The 18,875-nt window shown below is 63.0% G+C and carries 14 protein-coding genes; 10 read left to right on the top strand and 4 right to left on the bottom strand.

Annotation, left to right across the window (positions count from 1 at the left end; translation table 11 throughout):
- The first annotated feature begins 27 nt into the window (after window positions 1-27).
- Genes FKL89_RS09680 through FKL89_RS09660 form a run of 5 tightly spaced genes read left to right on the top strand, consistent with a single transcriptional unit; the run spans window position 28 to window position 4,996 of the window.
- Window positions 28-2,430 (top strand): TonB-dependent receptor, encoded by a 2,403-nt coding sequence (locus FKL89_RS09680; protein ID WP_238363569.1) that lies wholly within the window; start codon window positions 28-30, stop codon window positions 2,428-2,430.
- 20 nt (window positions 2,431-2,450) lie between these two features.
- Entirely contained in the window at window positions 2,451-3,134 is a 684-nt protein-coding gene (locus FKL89_RS09675) for a Fe2+-dependent dioxygenase (protein WP_156862558.1), read from the top strand.
- Between the two features lie 4 nt (window positions 3,135-3,138).
- On the top strand, window positions 3,139-3,822 hold the full coding sequence (locus tag FKL89_RS09670; RefSeq protein ID WP_156862557.1) for an energy transducer TonB: 684 nt from the start codon (window positions 3,139-3,141) through the stop codon (window positions 3,820-3,822).
- Window positions 3,823-3,849: 27 nt separating this feature from the next.
- Entirely contained in the window at window positions 3,850-4,575 is a 726-nt protein-coding gene (locus tag FKL89_RS09665) for a MotA/TolQ/ExbB proton channel family protein (RefSeq protein WP_156862556.1), read from the top strand.
- A 10-nt stretch (window positions 4,576-4,585) separates the two neighbouring features.
- Window positions 4,586-4,996: an ExbD/TolR family protein gene (locus tag FKL89_RS09660; protein WP_156862555.1), complete on the top strand. Its 411-nt coding sequence runs from the start codon at window positions 4,586-4,588 to the stop codon at window positions 4,994-4,996.
- Window positions 4,997-5,052: 56 nt separating this feature from the next.
- Here the strand turns inward: FKL89_RS09660 and FKL89_RS09655 are convergent, their stop codons facing one another.
- Together FKL89_RS09655 and FKL89_RS09650 are read right to left on the bottom strand one after the other, a co-directional pair.
- Window positions 5,053-6,441, bottom strand: a complete 1,389-nt coding sequence (locus tag FKL89_RS09655; protein WP_156862554.1) for a hypothetical protein — start codon at window positions 6,439-6,441, stop codon at window positions 5,053-5,055.
- Between the two features lie 70 nt (window positions 6,442-6,511).
- Complete coding sequence (locus tag FKL89_RS09650) at window positions 6,512-7,684, bottom strand: methionine aminotransferase (RefSeq protein ID WP_156862553.1); 1,173 nt, start codon at window positions 7,682-7,684, stop codon at window positions 6,512-6,514.
- A gap of 93 nt (window positions 7,685-7,777) precedes the next feature.
- Here FKL89_RS09650 and FKL89_RS09645 point away from each other — a divergent pair, with 93 nt between their 5' ends.
- The 3 genes from FKL89_RS09645 to FKL89_RS09635 are packed head-to-tail and all read left to right on the top strand — an operon-like array spanning window position 7,778 to window position 11,524.
- Window positions 7,778-9,106, top strand: a complete 1,329-nt coding sequence (locus FKL89_RS09645) for a hemolysin family protein (protein WP_337786235.1) — start codon at window positions 7,778-7,780, stop codon at window positions 9,104-9,106.
- A gap of 22 nt (window positions 9,107-9,128) precedes the next feature.
- A complete protein-coding gene (locus FKL89_RS09640; protein WP_162527474.1) occupies window positions 9,129-10,070 on the top strand; it encodes an AEC family transporter in 942 nt (313 codons plus the stop codon).
- A gap of 11 nt (window positions 10,071-10,081) precedes the next feature.
- Complete coding sequence (locus FKL89_RS09635) at window positions 10,082-11,524, top strand: exonuclease domain-containing protein (RefSeq protein ID WP_156862550.1); 1,443 nt, start codon at window positions 10,082-10,084, stop codon at window positions 11,522-11,524.
- A gap of 220 nt (window positions 11,525-11,744) precedes the next feature.
- Here FKL89_RS09635 and FKL89_RS09630 read toward each other — a convergent pair whose 3' ends face one another.
- Window positions 11,745-12,701: a tripartite tricarboxylate transporter substrate binding protein gene (locus tag FKL89_RS09630; RefSeq protein WP_156862549.1), complete on the bottom strand. Its 957-nt coding sequence runs from the start codon at window positions 12,699-12,701 to the stop codon at window positions 11,745-11,747.
- Window positions 12,702-12,865: 164 nt separating this feature from the next.
- On the opposite strand from FKL89_RS09630, the gene FKL89_RS09625 reads away from it, so the two are divergent.
- Entirely contained in the window at window positions 12,866-15,157 is a 2,292-nt protein-coding gene (locus FKL89_RS09625; RefSeq protein ID WP_156862548.1) for an AAA family ATPase, read from the top strand.
- Window positions 15,158-15,198: 41 nt separating this feature from the next.
- On the opposite strand, the gene FKL89_RS09620 is transcribed toward FKL89_RS09625, so the two are convergent.
- Window positions 15,199-16,497 carry an alkaline phosphatase D family protein gene (locus FKL89_RS09620; protein ID WP_156862547.1) on the bottom strand — a complete coding sequence of 433 codons (1,299 nt, stop codon included), beginning with the start codon at window positions 16,495-16,497 and terminating at the stop codon, window positions 15,199-15,201.
- 145 nt (window positions 16,498-16,642) lie between these two features.
- On the opposite strand from FKL89_RS09620, the gene FKL89_RS09615 reads away from it, so the two are divergent.
- Window positions 16,643-18,868, top strand: coding sequence for a hypothetical protein (locus FKL89_RS09615; protein ID WP_156862546.1), 2,226 nt, complete (start codon window positions 16,643-16,645; stop codon window positions 18,866-18,868).
- Window positions 18,869-18,875: the final 7 nt, after the last annotated feature.

Below are 18,875 nucleotides of genomic sequence, written 5' to 3'. Positions count from 1 at the left end.
CCGGGCGGAAACTGACTGGAGACTCACGTGGCCTTGACCTCAACTGCGGTGCATGCAGCACGCCCGCCGCTCCCTGTTACCAACATTCACACCCAGCTCTGCGCGCGCGCGGCGCACGGCGTTGCACTGCTACCACTGGCCGCAGTGCTGCTCGCGGCATCGCCGGGAAGCTGGGCGCAGACGGCGTCTTCGCAACCTGTCACACCTGCGACAACACCGGATACCGGCAAACCCTCCTCCCCACCGGCGACTGCCAGCGAACCGGCTGAGGGCAAGACGCTGAAAGCAGTCACGGTCAAGGAAAAGGCGGAAGCGCAGCTCGGCAAGGATGCCATCCGCGCGACGACCACCACAATCGGCAAAGGCACGCAGGCTCTGCGCGATATTCCGCAGTCGATCACTGTGGTCACTGAAAAACTGATCGTCGATCGCAACATCGACACGGTAAAGGAGGCGTTGCACAACACCGCCGGTGTCACTTTTCTTGCTGCAGAGGGCGGTGAAGAAGACATCCGTCTGCGGGGCTTCTCGCTGGCGGCGACCGGCGACATCTTCCTCGACGGCATGCGTGACGCAGCCTTCTACGATCGTGACACCTTCAACAACGACCGCATTGACGTTTTGCGCGGATCGGCGTCGATGCTATTCGGCCGCGGATCGACCGGGGGTGCTGTCAATCAAGTCAGCAAGGTGCCGCGACTGGTGGACGAGAAGAACGTGACGCTGACGGCAGGCAATCACGAGTACCGTCGCGTCGTCGCCGATCTCAACCAGCGAGTCGGCGAATCCTCTGCCTTCCGCATGGCTGGCATGTACACCAAAGCCGACAACAACGGCGCCGGCAGCAGCATCGACAAGAACGGTTTTGCGGCCGCGTTCCGCACCGGCATTGGCGAGCAGCACGAGTTCATGGCCAGCATCTATCACCTGGACAACGACAACGGCATGAACTACGGCCTACCCTGGATCAAGCCACGTGCCACCGACACCGGCGCCACCAACACGGTCATCAGCGGCCTTGATCCGGCCAGCTACTACGGCATGGCCAGCGACTACAACGCTGGTCAGGCCAACATCGGCACAGTGGCGCACACCTTCCGGCTGAGCGCCGACACCGAGCTCAAGACTCAAGTGCGCAAGGGCGAATACAAGCGTGACCAGCACGCTGGCACGGTGCGTTTCGCTGGCGTTGGCACCACGCCGACGACCAACCCAGCCGCGGTCGATCTGAGCAACTTCGGGCCCAACACCGTATTCACTCGCGGTCTCAATCTGAAGATCCAGGACCTCGATACAGTCCATGCGCAAAGTGACTTCAGCTCGAAATTTGCGGCATTTGGCATGAAGCACCATCTGCTGGCCGGCGTTGACTACTCGCGCGACGAACGGACGGTGTACGGTGCTCTGAGCGCTGCGCAGGGTGGTTTGCCGACCACCAAGCCGACCACACAGGCCGGCACGCCCAACGATGGGGCTGTGACCAATGAATTCGGTCGGCCGCTGCGCGTCACCAACGATTTCGTCGCCAAGGCACTCGGCGTCTACGCACAGGACATGGTTGAGTTCCTGCCGGGCTGGAAAGCGCTTGGCGGACTGCGCTATGACAATATGGATGGCCACTACAACGCCTACGCAGTCCCCGCCAATGCGGTCACACCAGTCACCACGACCACCTACACGCAAAAAATCTCCGAGGTCAGCTACCGCGCCGCGCTGCTCTTCCAGCCAACGCCGCTGCAGTCTTATCACCTGTCCTACGGCACGTCATTCAATACCTCTGGCGACACCTATTCTTACAACGCGCTTAGCGCAAATACCCCACCTGAGAGCAGCGCCAACATCGAACTGGGCGCGCGCCTGGATAGCGCAGACAAGCGATTCACCACCCGCCTGGCCCTCTTCCGCTCGACCAAGCTCAACGAGCGTAATACTGACCCCGATACGGCCGCGACCCGGCTGCTGCTGTCAGGCAAACGCCACACGGCTGGGGTCGAGATCGACCTGTCCGGACGAATCACCCCCGATTGGGAGCTTTACGTTTCCTACATGTGGATGCCGGTTGCGCGCGTTGATCAGGCAGCCTCTACCTCAACCACCGTGGGCAACCGCGTCGGTGATCGCCCGGGACTAAGCCCAAAGCACAGCGGGACGGTATGGAGCACTTACCAGATCACATCGAAACTGCGCGTCGGTGCTGGGCTCAATTTCCGCTCGCGGCAGGCGCCGGCTGATGTCACCGCACCGGCGTGGGAGGCGCCAGGATTCATCACCGGTGACCTGATGGCCGAGTACGCCTTCAATGATGAATACAAGATCAAGGCGAATGTCAACAACGTGACCAACAAGCTGTACGCCGACGGCCTCTACCGCGGTCACTACATTCCCGGTGCCGGACGCATCTACCAGCTTTCGCTGGCGATCACTTTCTAAGCCTTGCTGCCAACGCCACCATGCTGCTCACGATTGCCAACGTCCTCAATGCCGCCGAACTGTTACGCATCCGCACATTGATTGAACAGGCCCCGTGGGCATCTGGGCGCGAAAGTGCAGGACGACAGGCTGTCGCCGTCAAAAACAATGAGCAGATGCCGCATGACTGCGACGAGGCTCGCGAGATTCGGGCCATTGTGTTACGCGGCTTCGACCGTCATCCGCAGTTCTTTTCCGCAACGCTGCCCAAGCGGGTGTTTCCACCGCGGGTCAACCGCTACGGCGGGGATTACAACGCTTTCGGCAACCACGTCGATAACGCGATTCGCTTCGCGCCCGACTCGGGCCTGCGTATCCGCACGGACATTTCCTGCACTATTTTTTTTGCCGAGCCGGAGGAGTACGACGGCGGCGAGCTGGTGATTCAGGATACCGCCGGCCCGCGCAGCATCAAGCTGATAGCGGGTGATGCGGTCATCTATCCGGGCACGACGCTGCATCAGGTAATGCCAGTGACGCGCGGCTACCGGTTGGCCTGCTTCTTCTGGATCGAAAGCATGGTACGTGACATTGAGCAGCGCCGGCTGCTGCACGACCTCGACAACACCATCATCAGTCTGCGCAACGAGCAAGGCGAAACGCCCGCTGCAATCGCTTTGACCGGCACTTATCACAACCTGCTGCGCATGTGGGCAGACACCTAGAACCATGTCAGCATTTGAAGACCCACCTGCTCCGCGGCTCAATCGCGCCGTCGTGGTCACCCTTGCCGTAGTGGCGTTTCACGCTGTCGCGCTGTGGCTGCTGCAAACCGGATTGCTGCGTCGTGCTGTCGAGCTGGTGGTGCCGGCAGCAGTAATCGCCGAATTCGTGGAGCCACCGCGACCACAGGATGAGCCTCCGCCGCCACCACCCGCACCAGCGCAAAAAAAGCCCCCCGTGGCTCCAGCACCAAGGCTTGCAGCGATCACCGATCCAACCCCGGCGCCCACCGCCCCGGTCGGCATCGTTGACCCACCGCCAGCACCGTTGCCGCCGATCGCTGCCCCGGTGACCCCGGCGCCCCCGACCCCTGTTGCTGCGCCGCCAGCGCCGCCAGCAGCGCCCGCGATCCAGCTGCCGTCCAGTGATGCCGACTATCTGCAGAACCCGAAGCCGCCGTATCCACCGATGAGCAAGCGCCTGAATGAACAGGGCACCGTCGTGATGCGGGTGCTGATCGGTGCCGACGGCCAGCCGCAAAGGGCGGAAATCCGCAAATCCAGCGGCTTCGAACGCCTCGACCGCTCGGCCGCCGACACCGTCATGAAGTGGCGTTACGTGCCAGGCAAACGCGCAGGCGTCGCCGAGGCGATGTGGTTCAACGTGCCAATCAACTTTGTTCTCGAATAACCTTCAACCTCTCCGCACATCTATCGCATGGAATCTCAATTCGGCCTCATCAACATGTGGCACCAGGGCGACATCGTCACCCGCATGGTCGCCCTCTTCCTGCTTGCCATGTCGCTGGCCTCGTGGATTGTCATCATTGTCAAGGCACTGGCGATCACCCGCTACAAGAAACTCGCCCGCAACAGCAATGCGTTCTGGCACTCCGATGACTTCGCGTCGGGCGTCACAGCGCTTGGCCCGCAGACTGACAATCCGTTGCGCATGCTGGCGTTGGAAGGCCAGGAGGCCACAGTTCACCACCGCAACACCAAGCCTCAACTGCACGACACGCTTGACCTGTCCGACTGGGTCACACGCTGCCTGAAGAACTCGCTCGACGAAATCACAGCGAAGCTGCAATCGGGTCTGGCGATCCTCGCCTCGGTGGGCTCCACCGCGCCCTTCGTTGGACTGTTCGGCACGGTCTGGGGCATCTATCACGCGCTGCTCTCGATTGGCAGTAGCGGCCAGGCCACCATCGACCGCGTCGCCGGCCCCATTGGCGAAGCGTTGATCATGACCGCTCTCGGCCTCGCTGTGGCAATCCCCGCGGTGCTTGGTTACAACGCGCTAGTGCGTGGCAACAAGGCAGTGCTTGCCAAACTGAACAGTTTTGCGCACGACCTGCACGCGCACTTCGTTACCGGTGCGCGAGTGCAGGCGCAGCGGCCGGGAACGGCGGCGTCTACTGTCGTCGCGATGAAAAGAACCTGAGGCGACGACCATGTCTTTCGGAACCCAGGACGAAATCGACGATGTGATGAACGAGATCAACATGACGCCGCTGGTCGACGTCATGCTGGTGCTGCTGATCATCTTCATCATCACGGTGCCGGTGATGAAACACGCCATCAACATTGATCTGCCGCGCGCCAGCAACCAGCGTGAGGAAAGCCGGCCTGAGACGGTCCGCCTGTCGGTGGACGCGCAAGGTGCCTACTACTGGAACGAGCAGCGTGTGGACGACTCGGCACTTCCGGACCTGCTGCGCGAGGCGTCGGGCCGCAAACCGCAGCCGGACCTGCACATTCGCGGTGACAAAGCAGTACGCTACGAGCGTGTCGCTGAAGCGATGGCGGCTGCGCAGCGGGCCGGGCTCAAAAAAATTGGCTTCATCACCGAACCGAAACGCTGACCGGTCTCGTCGTTACGGCGGACGCGGCCGCCGAATCGGGTGGATGTTGGCGCGGATTACGAGCAGTTCAGGACGGCGGTGATGACTTTGCCGGCACTGTCGAGCACAAGGATGCTTGCCGACTGCCCTTTCAGCATTTTCCACTTGCCATCGGAGACGAAACCAACATCAATGTTGACCCCGTCGGCAGCGATGACCGTCGATATCTGCGGGATGGACGCGGTAGCGATATAGGGTGCCGTGCCACCGCTGATGGTGAAGCGACCGCTGCTGCTGGTGCAATAGGTGCTGACCAGATCGGCCGACATGCTGAGCGACGGCGGCGACAGTGCAAGATCAGCTGTCGCTGCAGGACGCGTGGCAGAACCCGGTGTAATTGCGTGCGAGGCTGTCGCCGTTGCGCCAGTCGCATCCGTCACGGTCACGATACTGCTGGTCGCCGAGCAAGTGGTGCTGGCAGCGTTGCTGACGGTGAAACGGCCGCCCGCGCGGGCAACTGTCACCCCGGCGCCGGGTGATGCCTGGGTTGTACCGTCACCGAGAATCAACGTGCTGCCCGAAGCCAGCGACACGGCGTACGGCGCCGTGCCGCCATTGACGCCGTACTCGCGGGTTACCGCCGGGCACTCGGACGCGTAGTAGCTGAACTGCCCGCCCGTGGTGGGCACCACACTCAGCGCCGACTTGTTGTCTGTCTGCTTGAGCACGGTAATCCAGGTGTCAATCCGATGGGTGCTGACCGTATCGGTAGCACGCAGGAATGCAGCTTCGGAGGTCACTTCAACGTCGGCACGAAGGGCAACCGTTGCTATCCCATTGCTGTTGGTATTGACCGTGACGATACGCGAAAAGAACTGGCTGTTGGCCGTGGCAGCCATGGTGGCGCCAAACGTTAGCGCTTCAAAACGGACTTCGCGATTGGCCAGCACCGCACCGTTGGCGTCTTTCAGCGTCACCGACGCAGAGGCGACCTCGCCCGCGCAAAGCGTCGCGGCAGTGATCGCGGCATTATTTTCCGGTGCGCAGATCGAATTGGCCGCCGGGGTGATCTGGATCACATTCGAAGCAATGGTCGCTGGCGTCACCGTTGCAACGACGGCCGACGTTGCGCCCAGCGCGTCGGTAACCGTCAAGGTTACTGGTGCCGCAGTAAGCACGTTCTTGGGCACGATGACGAACGACGCACCGGCGATGGTGGCCGGCACCGGCACCAGCGTGTTGTCGCTTGACTTGACTGTGAACGGGCCTTTGCCACCGGTAATCCCGATCGTGTTGGGTGTGTTGCCAAAGGCCACGAAAGCGGCGGGCCCCGCCACCAATGTGCCGGCAGCGGGCGTCGTGGGTGACGACGAGCTCGATCCGCCGCCGCACCCCCCCAGCAAAAGCACGCTGGCGGAGGCCAGTGCAGCAAGACTCAGGGAAGCAGCAGTTCGCGTCGAGACCATTTTGTGGACGAATTTATCGGCAACCGAAAGGTGAAAGTGTAGCCGCTCGCGGCCCGGCGCCGAGTGCGGGTCAGCGCGGCGGCGCCAATCGCAGCAGGCGCGCCAGCGCAGCGTCCAGTGTTGAATCGCGCTTGGCGAAGCAAAAGCGGATCACCTGCTGTTCAGTCGGCGTGGAGTAGAACGCCGATACCGGAATCGGTGTCACGCCAATTTCACGCGTCATCCACTCGCAACAGTCGCGTTCGCTGAAATCGCGCAGCTCAGAAATGTCGGCATAACTCGCGCACTGGAAGTAACTGCCCTCGCAGGCGAGCGCACGCAGCGGCGTCTGCGCCAGACCGGCGGCGAAACTGTCACGCTTGGCCTGATAGAAGGCTGGCAATTCGACATAAGGTCTCGGGTCCGAGAGGTAGGCCGCAATGCCATGCTGCATGGGGCTGTTGGCCGTGAACACGGTGTACTGGTGGACCTTGCAGAATTCCGCTGTCAAGGGCGCTGGCGCACAGACCGTACCAATTTTCCAGCCAGTGACGTGAAATGTCTTGCCGAACGAGGACACGACGAAGGTACGCTCGCGCAGCATCGGATGCCGCGCCGCACTGATGTGGGGCACGCCGTCGAATACCATGTGCTCATAGACCTCATCGCTGATGACCCAGATATCGCGGTGGCCAATGATGTCCGAGAGGCGCTGCCAGTCCGCCGCACTCCACGTCCGTCCGGAGGGGTTGTGCGGCGAATTGACAATGATGGCTCGGGTCGCCGGCCCGACCGCTGCAGCAATGGCATCAAAGTCGGGATCAAAAGTTCCTCGCCGCAGCGGGATCGGTACCGCCCGCGCACCGGCCAGTTCAATGTTCGGGCTGTAGCTGTCGTAGCACGGCTCCAGCACAATCACCTCGTCGCCCGGTCGCGCAACGGCCAGAATGCACGACAGGATGCCCTGCGTGGCACCGGCGGTGATGGTGATCTCGCTGGCCGGGTCGTAGCGAACGCCATGCATCGCCTCCACCTTGGCAGCGACCCGCTCGCGCAGCAGTGGCACGCCCGGCATCAACGGGTACTGATTGTGGCCGCTGCGCATCGCGTCGGCAACCGCCTCGACCAGTCTCGGATCGCAATCAAAGTCAGGAAACCCCTGACCGAGGTTAATTGCTTCGTGCTTGACGGCCAGCGCCGACATCACCGAAAAGACGGTGGTTCCCACCTTCGGGAGCTTGCTTTGCAGAACGGGTGCAGACATGGTGCGGAAGCGGGCGCCCGTCGCATGATCGTGCAACGGCACCGTCAACGTGAATGACAGAATCGTCGGGTATAGTAGCGTCTGCTGCGCCGCTTGCGCGCGCCCTCCCCTACGCCTGCATTGGACGTCTTCATCATTCTCGGGCTCATTCTGCTGAATGCGCTCTTCGCCATGAGCGAAATCGCTCTGGTATCAGCAAAAAGAATTCGCCTCGAACAGGCCGCCGCCCAGGGTGACCGCGGCGCCATTGCCGCCGTGACGCTGGCGGGCGAGCCGACGCGTTTGCTATCTACGGTACAGACCGGCATTACGCTAATTACGTTGGCACAGGGCGCATTTGGCGAAAGCGCATTCACCGAACCGCTGGAGCACTGGCTGACGCAATGGACATGGGCGGTGCCCTACGCCAAACAGGCCTCGACAGTGATCGTCGTGGCGATTATCGGCATGCTGTCACTGATTTTCGGCGAGCTGGTGCCCAAGCGCATCGGATTGTTGTTCCCGGAGATCATTGCCCGCTGGAGCGCTCGCCCCATGCTGTGGCTGTCGCTGGCGGCAAAACCGCTGGTGCGCCTGCTTGCCGTGACCACTGATGCGCTGGTGCGCCCGTTGGGGCGACACAAGGCAGACGAACCTCCGGTGACCGAGGAGGAGATCAAGGGGCTGATGCGGCAGGGTGCAAGCGCCGGCGTGTTTGAGGCGCACGAGTCGCACATCGTGTCACGGGTGTTCAATCTTGATGACCACACGGTTGGCCACATCATGACGCCGCGCGCCGACCTGACGGTGATCGACACCGAGGTCGATCCCGCTGTCACATTGGAACTGCTCAAGCAAAGCGACTACACGCGGTATCCGGTGGTGCGTGGCGACGTGTCCAATGTTGTCGGTGTCATCGACTCTGGTGACCTGCTGGCGCACTATCTGAAAAGCGGCAAGCTGATGCCGGAGCGGGTGCGCAAGGATGCGGTATTCATTCCCGAGACGGTCTCGGTGCTGGAAGCGCTGGAAACCTTCAAGCGCACGCGCGAATCGCTGGCTTTTGTGGTGGACGAACACGGCGAGGTGCTCGGCCTGATCACGCTCACTGACGTGCTGGAAGCGATTGTCGGCGACCTCGGCGACGAGGATGAAGCGGCGGACTCTGATGCTGTGCGACGGACGGACGGCACCTGGCTGGTCGAAGGCTCAATGTCGCTGGAGCGCTTCCGCGAGCTGTTCACCGAGGCCCCCGCCTTCGCCGGCGAGAGCAGCGGCGACTACCGCACCCTTGGCGGCTTCGTCATGGCCGAACTGGGCCGCATTGCCGCCGTTGCGGATGTCACAAACCACGGCGGCTATCGCCTGGAGGTGCTGGACATGGACGGCAAGCGCGTCGACAAGCTGCTGGTCACTCCGCCACGCGACGACACCGGCGTCTGAACCACCCGGAGCACGCGGTCTCATGCTCGCCATCATCTCGGTCATCCTGCCGGCCGCGATCATCGTCATCGCCGGTTATGTGGCGGGCAAGCGAGTGCTTGATGCGGCTGGCGTCAAGGCACTGTCCGATCTCGTCTACTTCCTGTTTCTGCCCTGTCTGCTGTTCCGCTCCATGGCGACTGCCAGCTTTGGCGGGTCCGATGCAAAACTGCTGGCCACCTACTACGGCGCATCCCTGTTGTGGTTTTTTGCCGTGGCGCTGTTTCTCAAGCTGCGCAAGTCGGCAGCCACGCCGGCCGCAATCGTCTTCGCGCTGGGCGCCGTCTTCTCCAACACCGTGCAGCTTGGCATTCCAATCATCAAGCTGGCGTTCGGCGATGACGGCCTCAAGATGCATCTGTCGATCATCGCCATGCACACGCTGGTACTGCTGACCGTGGGCACCATCTGGCTGGAGCTGTCACAGGCGCATGCTGGCGATGATGCGCCGCCTCTCAGCCAGACCATCGGCCCGGTGATCAAATCCGCAGTGCTGCATCCCGTCATCCTGCCCATTGTGGCCGGCCTGCTGTGGAGCGCAGCGGCTTTGCCCCTGCCCGGCTGGATCGACCAGCCGCTGGGTTTCCTCGCTTCAGCCGCCGGCCCCATCATGCTGGTGCTGATGGGTGCGCAGCTTTCCACCATGCGGCTGGCCGAGCACCTGCGCGATGCCTTCACGCTATCCGTGCTGAAAAATTTTGCGCATCCGGCTATCGTCGCACTGGTCAGTTGGGCAGTCGGCCTGCCGCCGCTCGCGATGGCAGTCGCTGTCACCTGCGCGTCGCTGCCGATTGGCAATAACGTGTTCATGTTCGCGCAGCGTTACCGCACGGAGGAAAACACCATCACAGCGGCCACTGCGGTCTCCAGTCTCGCTGCGATTGCCAGCCTGACGCTCGCGCTGGCTTTGGTGCCACGCCCCTGAATTTCGCTGCAATGCGAGTGCCGTTGCATCTGCCGCCAGCCCTGACCTCACTCGGCGACTTTGCGTTCATTGACGTTGAGACGACTGGCGCTCGCCCGCTGGAGGATCGGGTTACCGAGATCGCCATCATCCGCTTCCATGCCAATGGTGAGCAGACGCGCTGGCAATCGCTGATCAATCCGGGCATACCGATCCCGACCGAGATCCAGGCACTGACCGGTATCACCAACGCCATGGTGCGCGATGCGCCTGATTTTTTCGCTGTGCGCGATGACGTGAGACGGATGCTCGAAGGCGCGGTTTTCGTTGCACACAACGCGCGCTTCGACTACGGCTTCATCAAGAACGAGTTCCGTCGCCAGCAGGAAGCCTTCACCGCCGATGTGCTTTGCACCGTCCGCCTGTCGCGCCGGCTCTACCCAAACGCGACCGGTCATGGGCTCGACGCCATCATCACCCGCCACCACCTCGATGGTTTTGATCGCCACCGGGCGATGGGCGATACCGAAGCCACCGCAGCGTTTGTGCAAGACGCAGCAGACGAGTTGTCCGCCTGCACGGTCGCCGCTGCAGTGCGGGCCTTGCTGCGCACACCGTCGTTGCCAGCCAACCTGCCCGCAGACGCGCTGCAGGACATTCCCGACTCGCCGGGTGTCTACCTCTTCTACGGCATCAACGACATGCCGATCTACATTGGCAAAGCAAAACATCTCCGTGAACGGATCCGGGCCCACTTCTCCAGCGACCACATGACGCCGAACGACGTACGGCTATCGCAGGAGATGCGGCGCATCGAATGGATTCCGACTGCCGGTGAATTTGGCGCGCTGCTGCTGGAAGGTCAACTCATCAAGGAACGCATGCCACTGCACAACGTGGCACTTCGACGGCGCGAGAAACAGGGATTCTTCACGCTTGTCGGCGGTAGCGACGCACCACGACTGGAATGGCTGCCCGCTGCAGCGATGGATACGGCAAACGGCGACTTGTTCGGCCCCTTCGGTGATCGTAGCTCAGCGAAGAAATGGCTGATGTACGCCGCTCGCGAACACCGCCTGTGTGACCACCAGCTGGGTTTTTCCCGCCCACGTACGGTGGGCGAGCCCTGCTTCGCGCGGCAGGTAGGACGCTGCCACGGTGTTTGCGAAGGCGTCGAGAGCGGCACCCGTTATTCGGAACGGCTGCTTGCAGCGCTGGAGCCGATGCGTTTTCCGGTGTGGCCTTACGAGGCTGACGTTGTGCTGGAGGAACGCGACGTTGCCAACGACCGCACCGACCTGCTGGCTTTTGACCGCTGGTGCGCAATGTCGGGCGGCGTGCGCCTGCCCTTCGATGGCGATGTCTTCCGGCTGCTGCGGCGCACGATTGGCAAGGCCGGGCACACCATTCGTCCGCTAGGGCCTGTTCACCCTATTTTCGCGAGTGCGGCGGTCGTATTTTCGATGCACGGTTAGGCACGAAGGCCGCCGTGGTGCCGGCACCACAAGGACTTCGCAACAACACCGGGCGCGAAAATACGTCACGCCCCGCAGGGTTGCCACGAGACGGCGCGTCTGCCGCGTCGCCCTGCTTGGCCGTGGAACCACCACGGCCGGCGCAGTGCTCCTTGCATCCATCGCCGTCTCGTGACAACGCATCTCGCGAAAATAGGGTGAACAGGCCCTAGTCCGAACGCTATTCGAGCTTCAGTCTGGCATCTACCACCAGCCGCTTCCAGCCGTTGTAGTCGTTGGCAATGAATGCCGCCAGCCGCTCCGGTCCACCGGGCGTGAGATCAACGCCATCGGATGCGAGCCGCTCCTGCACGTCCTTCTGGGCCAGGAACTTCTGCACTTCACCGTTCAGACGCTGCACGATGGCCGCAGGCGTTCCGGCCGGCGCCACGATCCCCCAGTAGTTGTAGACCTCGGTGCCGTTGGCGCCCGTTTCCTTCATCGTCGGTACGTCGGGCAGCAGCGGCGAGCGCTTGTCACCAGTCACCGCCAGCGCGCGAGCCTTGCCCGATTTAAGGTGAGGCAGCACCGCCGGAATGGTGCCAGTGAGCGTCATGATCGAGCCGCCCAGCAAATCAGTCGTTGCCGGCGCGATGCCCTTGTACGGCACGTGCAGGATGTCAGTTCCCGTTCTGTTCTTGAACAACTCGAGCGCGAGGTGGTTGACACCTCCTGCACCGGCGCTGCCATAAGCCAGCTTGCCGGGGTTCGCCCGGGCATAGGCAATCATTTCCCGCATCGACCCAAACGGCGCCTGGGCGTTGGCAATCCACACCAGCGGGCCGGCGGCGATCAGCGCGATCGGCGCGAACTGCCTGACCGGATCATAGTTTGCAGTGAGCGGCGTAGCCGCGGCAACGGTGGTGAATGGCGAGGCGACGAACAGCAACGTATAGCCGTCCGCAGGCGCCAACGCCACCGCCAGCGTGCCGATCGCCCCGCTGGCCCCAACGCGGTTCTCCACCACCACCGGCTGCTTGAGTTGCTCCTCGAGCTTTTGTGCGGTGAAACGCGCCACTGCGTCGGTGCCTGCGCCGGCGGCGAAGGGAACAATCAGCTTGATCGGGCGATCGGGATAGTCGGCGAAAGCCGCGTTGGCCAAGGATGCGACAAGCAGGGCAGCAAGAAGAGAGCGCATGAACAGGAAACGGGCAAGCCGACGTTAAACCGCGCGGATTGTAGCCGTGCTGTGCACGGATTCCGTGGCACCTGCGTTACAGTGGCGCCGTTGACCGGCCGCCGCCGGCATTTGCTGGCGGTGTGTTCATATCAAGCTGTGCAGTGTTCGAGTGAGGGGTTGCCATGTCCGACGAATTCGATAGCAACGTGATGATTGCCTCGCCGCACGGGCCGCTGACTGCGCCCGTGGACAGGCTGTCCACGCTGTTCGCGCTGCGCCTCGTGCTCTCGCTCGGGCCGAAGTTCAACCTGCGGCGCGACATCAACGACATCATGACGCTCGCCGCCCGGCATCTGGTGTGGCCTGTGTCCATTGCGCAGAAGGTGCAGAAGTTTCTGGTTGGTCGCTGCGCCGAAATGCCCGCATGGGCTGGCGTCGGCAAACTCTCGCCAGAGGAGTTCATCACCCGGCACGGGGTGTGGAATGGCACCTACGACGACACCACCCTTTTCTACTATCTCGACGAATTCTGCAAGCAGAACGGCAAGGACATCCTCGCCCTGTTTCAGGGCAGCGTCGTTGCGCTGGCGAAGCAGACACGTGACACACCGGTCAGGCTGACCGAAAACATCGGCATGCTCGCCCGCGTGCTCTCGCTCACCGCTGCCGAGCGCACGTTGATCGAATGCGCGGCGCTGGCCAAGTGCACGCGTGACCTGCGCCCGATCCTGGTTGACTGCAAGGCGGCCAGCGCTGCAGAAGCACACGCCATGCTTGGCGAAGTCGCCAAGGTCTCGCCCAACGACATCGCCGTCGCCCTCAAACCCGGCGGTCGCCTGGAGTCACTGGCGCTGATCGATACGCCGATCGCTGAACACAACATCACCGACCTTGGCGATCTGATGCGCCTGTCGGACCGGCTGCTGCCGATCCTGCTTGAGCCCTATGAATCGGAAGGCGCAATGATGGCCGCCTTCACCCGGCCTTCAAAAGCCTCCGATCTGTCGGTGTCGGACTACCCGCACGTCGAGGCTGACGCGCGTTATCTGGCGGCGCTGCTCAAGAGCGCAGCACAGCGTCGCGAGAAGGGCGTCAATGTGCTGATCTACGGTGCACCCGGCACCGGCAAGACGGAATTTGCCAAGGTGATTACCGCGCTGGCTGGTGCCGAGCTGTACGAGGTGGAATGCTTCGACCGCGAAGGCCAGAGCCTCACCGGCAAGGAGCGCTATCGCTCGCTGCAGGTGTCGCAGTCATTTCTCAAGGGCCGCGAGAACACGGTGCTGCTGTTCGACGAAGTGGAAGATGTGTTCCCAAGCAATCCTTCGGAGATGCTCAATATGTTCCTCGCTGATGAGCACCATCGCGGCAGCGTCAACGGCAAGGCCTGGGTGAACCAGACACTGGAATCAAACCCGGTGCCGACGATCTGGATCTCGAACTCGATCAACCAGATCGATCCAGCGTATCGCCGCCGCTTCCAGTTTCATCTGGAACTGAAGAACCCGCCCCAGAATGTGCGTGCGAACATCACCCGCAAGCACCTTTCGGGCCTTGATGTCAGTGCCGAGTTCGTCGAAAAACTAGCGGCACGGCGCACGCTGACGCCAGCACAGATCCACGCGGCCGCTCGCTTTGCGCAGCTCACCCACGGGCATGTCGAGGACGACGTGGAGGCGCTGCTGCTCAAGCAGCTTGAGCGCAGCGACGAAGCGCTTGGTCACAAGGACGACAACGAGCGCGGCCAGTTTCGCCCGCTGGTCACTACCTACGATCTGTCGCTGTTGAACATTGAGACACGGCACCCGGTCGACAAGATCATCAACGCGCTCAAAAACAAGGGCAGCGGCACGCTGTGCTTCTTCGGCATGCCCGGCACCGGCAAGACTGCCCTCGGCGAGCACATCGCGAAGTCCATCGAGAAGCCGCTGATCATCAAGAAGGCCAGCGACTTGATGAGCAAATACGTCGGCGAGACCGAGCAGAACATGGCCGCCATGTTCAAGGAGGCCGAGCAGGAGAAAGCCGTGCTGCTGCTTGACGAGGCAGACAGCTTCCTGCAGAACCGCGCCCTCGCGCAGCGCAGCTACGAGGTGACCGAAGTCAACGAAATGCTGCAGGGCATGGAGCGCTTCAAGGGCGTGTTCATCTGCACGACCAACCTGTTTGACCGCATCGACGAGGCGGCGCTGCGCCGCTTCACGTTCAAGATCCAGTTCAAGCCGCTCACCCGTGAGCAGCGCGAGAAGATGTTCGTGACCGAGGCGCTCGACGGCAACGCGGCCTACCTGACCGGTGGCTTTGCCGACCGGCTCAACAAGTTGCAACTGCTGACGCCGGGCGACTTTGCCGCTGTCAAACGGCAAATCACGCTGCTTGATGAAACGATGACCCCGGAAGAGTTCCTTGCCCAGCTCGAGCAGGAACACAAGGTGAAGCCGGACGTGAAGTTCGCGCGCAGCATCGGGTTCTAGCCGAGCAGCCCCGCGCAAATCCGACGGCGGCCTGAGTCAAATCAGACCAGAACCGTTTCGAACAGCGTCTTGCCACCACTGTCCTGATAGCTGACAGTCAGTTTTCCGCTGGCCGCGTCGTAGCGCAACAGTCCGAAGTTGAAGTCATCGCCGAACACGAAATGCGGCCCTTTGCTATGGCGTTCGCGCGCTTCCGGCTGTTTGTCAAAGGTGCGGAAGGTGGCGATCGGACCGGCCATGAATTCATGGATGCCAGTGCGCTTGCTGCTCCAGTCGCGGGCAAAGTGATAATCCGCCGAGATCATCACCACGCCCGTGATGCGTTCGCGCTTGATGAAGTCCACCACTTCGTCGCGCTCGGTCTTGTAGTTGCCCCAGGCGTCCTGGCTGCCACCGTGAAACGGCACCGAGGTGGCGACAATCTTCCACTTTGCTCGCGAACGCTTCAGCGCATCCAGAAACCATGCCTTCTGCTCGCTGCCTAGCATGGTCTTTTCCGGCCCATCGACCAGTGCCTGCACGCTGCGAAAGCGCCGCGTGTCGACGATGATGAGATCGACCTCGGGCGCGAGCGAAAGCGCACGATAGAGCCCCGTCCGCTGCGCTGTCGCACAGGGCCAGTACTCGCGAAATACCTGCTCTGCTACCGCCAGTTGCGGCAGGCCGCCGTGGGCGTCGTTTTCGATCTCATGGTCGTCCCAGATCGCGCTGGTGGCGCACTGCGCCAGGAAGGCCTGCAGCGGCCGGTCCGCCCGGATGCGTGAATGCTTGCGCCGGTAGTGCGCCAGCGTGGGCGAGAACTCCCGCTTGGGAATGTCGGCGTACACCGTGTCGCCAAGGTGAACGAAATAGTCTGGCGCCGCTGCAGCCATGACGTCAAACAGGCGGAATGGCTTGTACTTCTCTTCCATGTCGCCGGAAAACGCGATGGTCAGGTTCTGCCCGGCTTTGCGCGCCGAATTGAAGCGCCCGGTCTCGCTGACCGCGCTGTCGCCGGCAAAGGCGCGGTAGTAGACCGTCGCGCCACGCGGCAAGCCCGTCAGCGCGACGTGGCCGGTGTAATCCATCGTCGCATTGAGTTCGACTTCCGCGCTGCGCTGGTCAAGCGCATCCGGCTTCGTGCCCCAGCGCACATGCAGGCGCGACACCTGATTGGCCGACAGCCAGATCAGTGCGCGGTCGTCGTGCACATCAAACGCTGCTGGCGCAAAGGCAAGCGCAGCCGCATCCGCGTCGCCCAGTGCACCCGCCAGTGGCAGTGCGCCCAGGGTGGCGGCTGCCCGCAGCAACTGGCGGCGCTCGGGCTGCGCGGGATACCCCTGATCACGGTCGAAACTCATGCTGATGACAGAATTGAAGGATGATTGCTACAACTAACCGGGTCCGGCGTCCATTATCGCCCCGCCCTATGCCCTGCCCTGCCCACCTTGGCCTGACTACCGCCCTGGAGCGGCATCACGCTCGCCCGTTTGGGCGGTTGCAATCATGCTGAGCCGGCGCGCGACTGCAGTCGCTCTGGTGATGATCGGACTGGCGATCACTGTTGCGTTCATTGTCCAGCTGATTATCCTGGGCGCCTTGGGATTCGGACCGGACATTGACCAGTTCGAGTTGCAACCCGTCGTCAACGTACAGCCGACACAGGCGGGCCTGTCGCCGCCCTTGCGCTTTGATGCGTCACGCGGACCGGCCGTGGTGCAGGTCCGGGGACTCAATTTGCACGCTGGCCAGGTGCTGGCTGTGGTGCTGGCAGTGTCTGAAGGCGACGGCGCAGCGCGGCTGGCGCTCGGGTGGCGTATCGCCGAGGACAGTCGCCGTGCAGCCAGCACCGGTGTGCAGCTTGCGCCGCAGAGCGCACCGCGTGAGGCAATGATCCCGCTGGTCGGTCACCCGCGCTGGCGCGGCAGCGTCACGCAGATGGCTCTCGCGCTGGAGCCTGGTCATCCGGGGCCACTCACGCTGACTTCTGCGTCCGTCGTGCCCGCCAATCCCGTCGGTGGCGCCCGTTTGATGCTGGCAACCTGGTTTGGTGACCGCAACGCGCTGCTGGCGGCCGACGGCACTGCGGTGCGCGTGCTGCCGCTGGCGCTGTGGATCGCGTTCGTCGCTGTCGTCAGCGCCCTGCTGGTAGCGCTCTGGTGGCGGCGCCAACCAGCTGCGCGCGCTCAGGCGCTGCGCGCGGTAGCGCTGGGTATTGCTGCGCTTGCATTGCTGCTTACCGTGCTTGGCAACCGTTGGCCCGGCTGGACGCAGGCGATTCTTGGCAGCGCTGCGCTGGTGGCGGCGCTGCTGCTGGCGGGAGCGCCATTGATCAACCGGCCATTGCCAATCGCGCGCTGGCAAGCTCTGCTTGGTGCGCTGCTGCTGTTTGCCGGCGGTGCCGCCTTGTCGCCCATGGTCGCGGCGGTCGCTGCGATTCCCGCGATCATCCTGACTGTCGCGCCCGTCTGGCCAACGTGGATGACCACCGGCGCGTCGCTATTGGCAATCCTGCCGCCGCTCGCTATCGCAGCAGCAGCCCAGCGCCTTATCCAGCTGCCAGCGATGTTCACACCGCTGGTTGATCCGACCAGCACCTTGTTGACCGTCGCCAACAATGCCAGTGGGCTGCCCGGATTCGCGCTCGGTCTGGTTGCCTTGCATCGTTTGTGGCCGGCCCCGGCCCGTGCCGCGCGTTGGGCTACCGCACCCGCCGCCGCTGCCGCCTGGGCCGTCACGGGCGCCGTTTGCGTGCTCGCAGTGCCACGGCTTGCCGTACTTGCCAACGACAGCAGCGCCTTCATCGGCCTGATGCTGCCGGCGCTGGTCTGCCTCGCGCTCGCCATGACACCGCGTTTCCGAGAGGTCGCTGCATCGGCTGACGACGCGCTGGACTCCGGCGCCGACAAGACGGAAGCCGACCTTTCTGCCAACGCGCTGCTGCTGCTGGAAAGTCATGCCGAGCGGGTCCGCCTCAATCTCGAACGCGGCGAAATGGGCAACGCCCGGCAGGCGTTGCGGCAGATGACGGTGATGGCGCCTGCCGCCCGAATGACCGCACTGGCAACATTGCGTGTCGCCCTGGCAGATGACGACCTCGACGCTGCTGCACCGGCCACCAAGCGTCTGCAGGCATTCGGTGGACTGTCCACCACCGAATATGACGTGCTGCTGGAATACGCGCATAGAAGCGCCGGGCACCGTCAGGTCATCGAGCTTGCACCGCACGCCTCCGCAACGCCCGGCAACGCCCGCGCGGTGGCGCTGGCCCACCTCCTCGACGACAGCACCGATGGGCGCCGGGCGGCATTGCAGACACTGCGGCAATCGCCCAGCGCCGACGCCCTCGCGCGCGACATCGCCGAGATCAATCTGTTGCTCGACGATCTGCCGGCGACGCAACAGGCCCTGGTGCTAACCGGCATTCCGCTCGACAGCCCGACCGGAGAAGCCTACATCGCCCGGCTTGGCCTGCGTGCGCAGGGTGCAGACGCACATGCCGATGGCGTCGGCAAGCTGGCCATGTGGCATCCGCAACTCGGCGCAGCCCATGCCGCGCTCGGCGAAATCCTGCTTCGGCAAGGCAATCCGGTTGGCGCCCGCGCCCGCCTGGTACTGGCCATGAAGCTTGATCCGATGCTCTGGCCGTTGCAGTGGTACGTCAAGTCAATCGCTCCACCGACGACGGCGGATACGGAATCGGCTTCGCCCGCGCCGGCTGCCATGCCCTAAGCTTGCG

The sequence above is a fragment of the Casimicrobium huifangae genome (genome assembly GCF_009746125.1).
Lineage (GTDB): Bacteria > Pseudomonadota > Gammaproteobacteria > Burkholderiales > Casimicrobiaceae > Casimicrobium > Casimicrobium huifangae.
The sequence above is the reverse complement of the archived record's forward strand: the minus strand, read 5'-3'. Positions and strand labels throughout refer to the sequence as shown.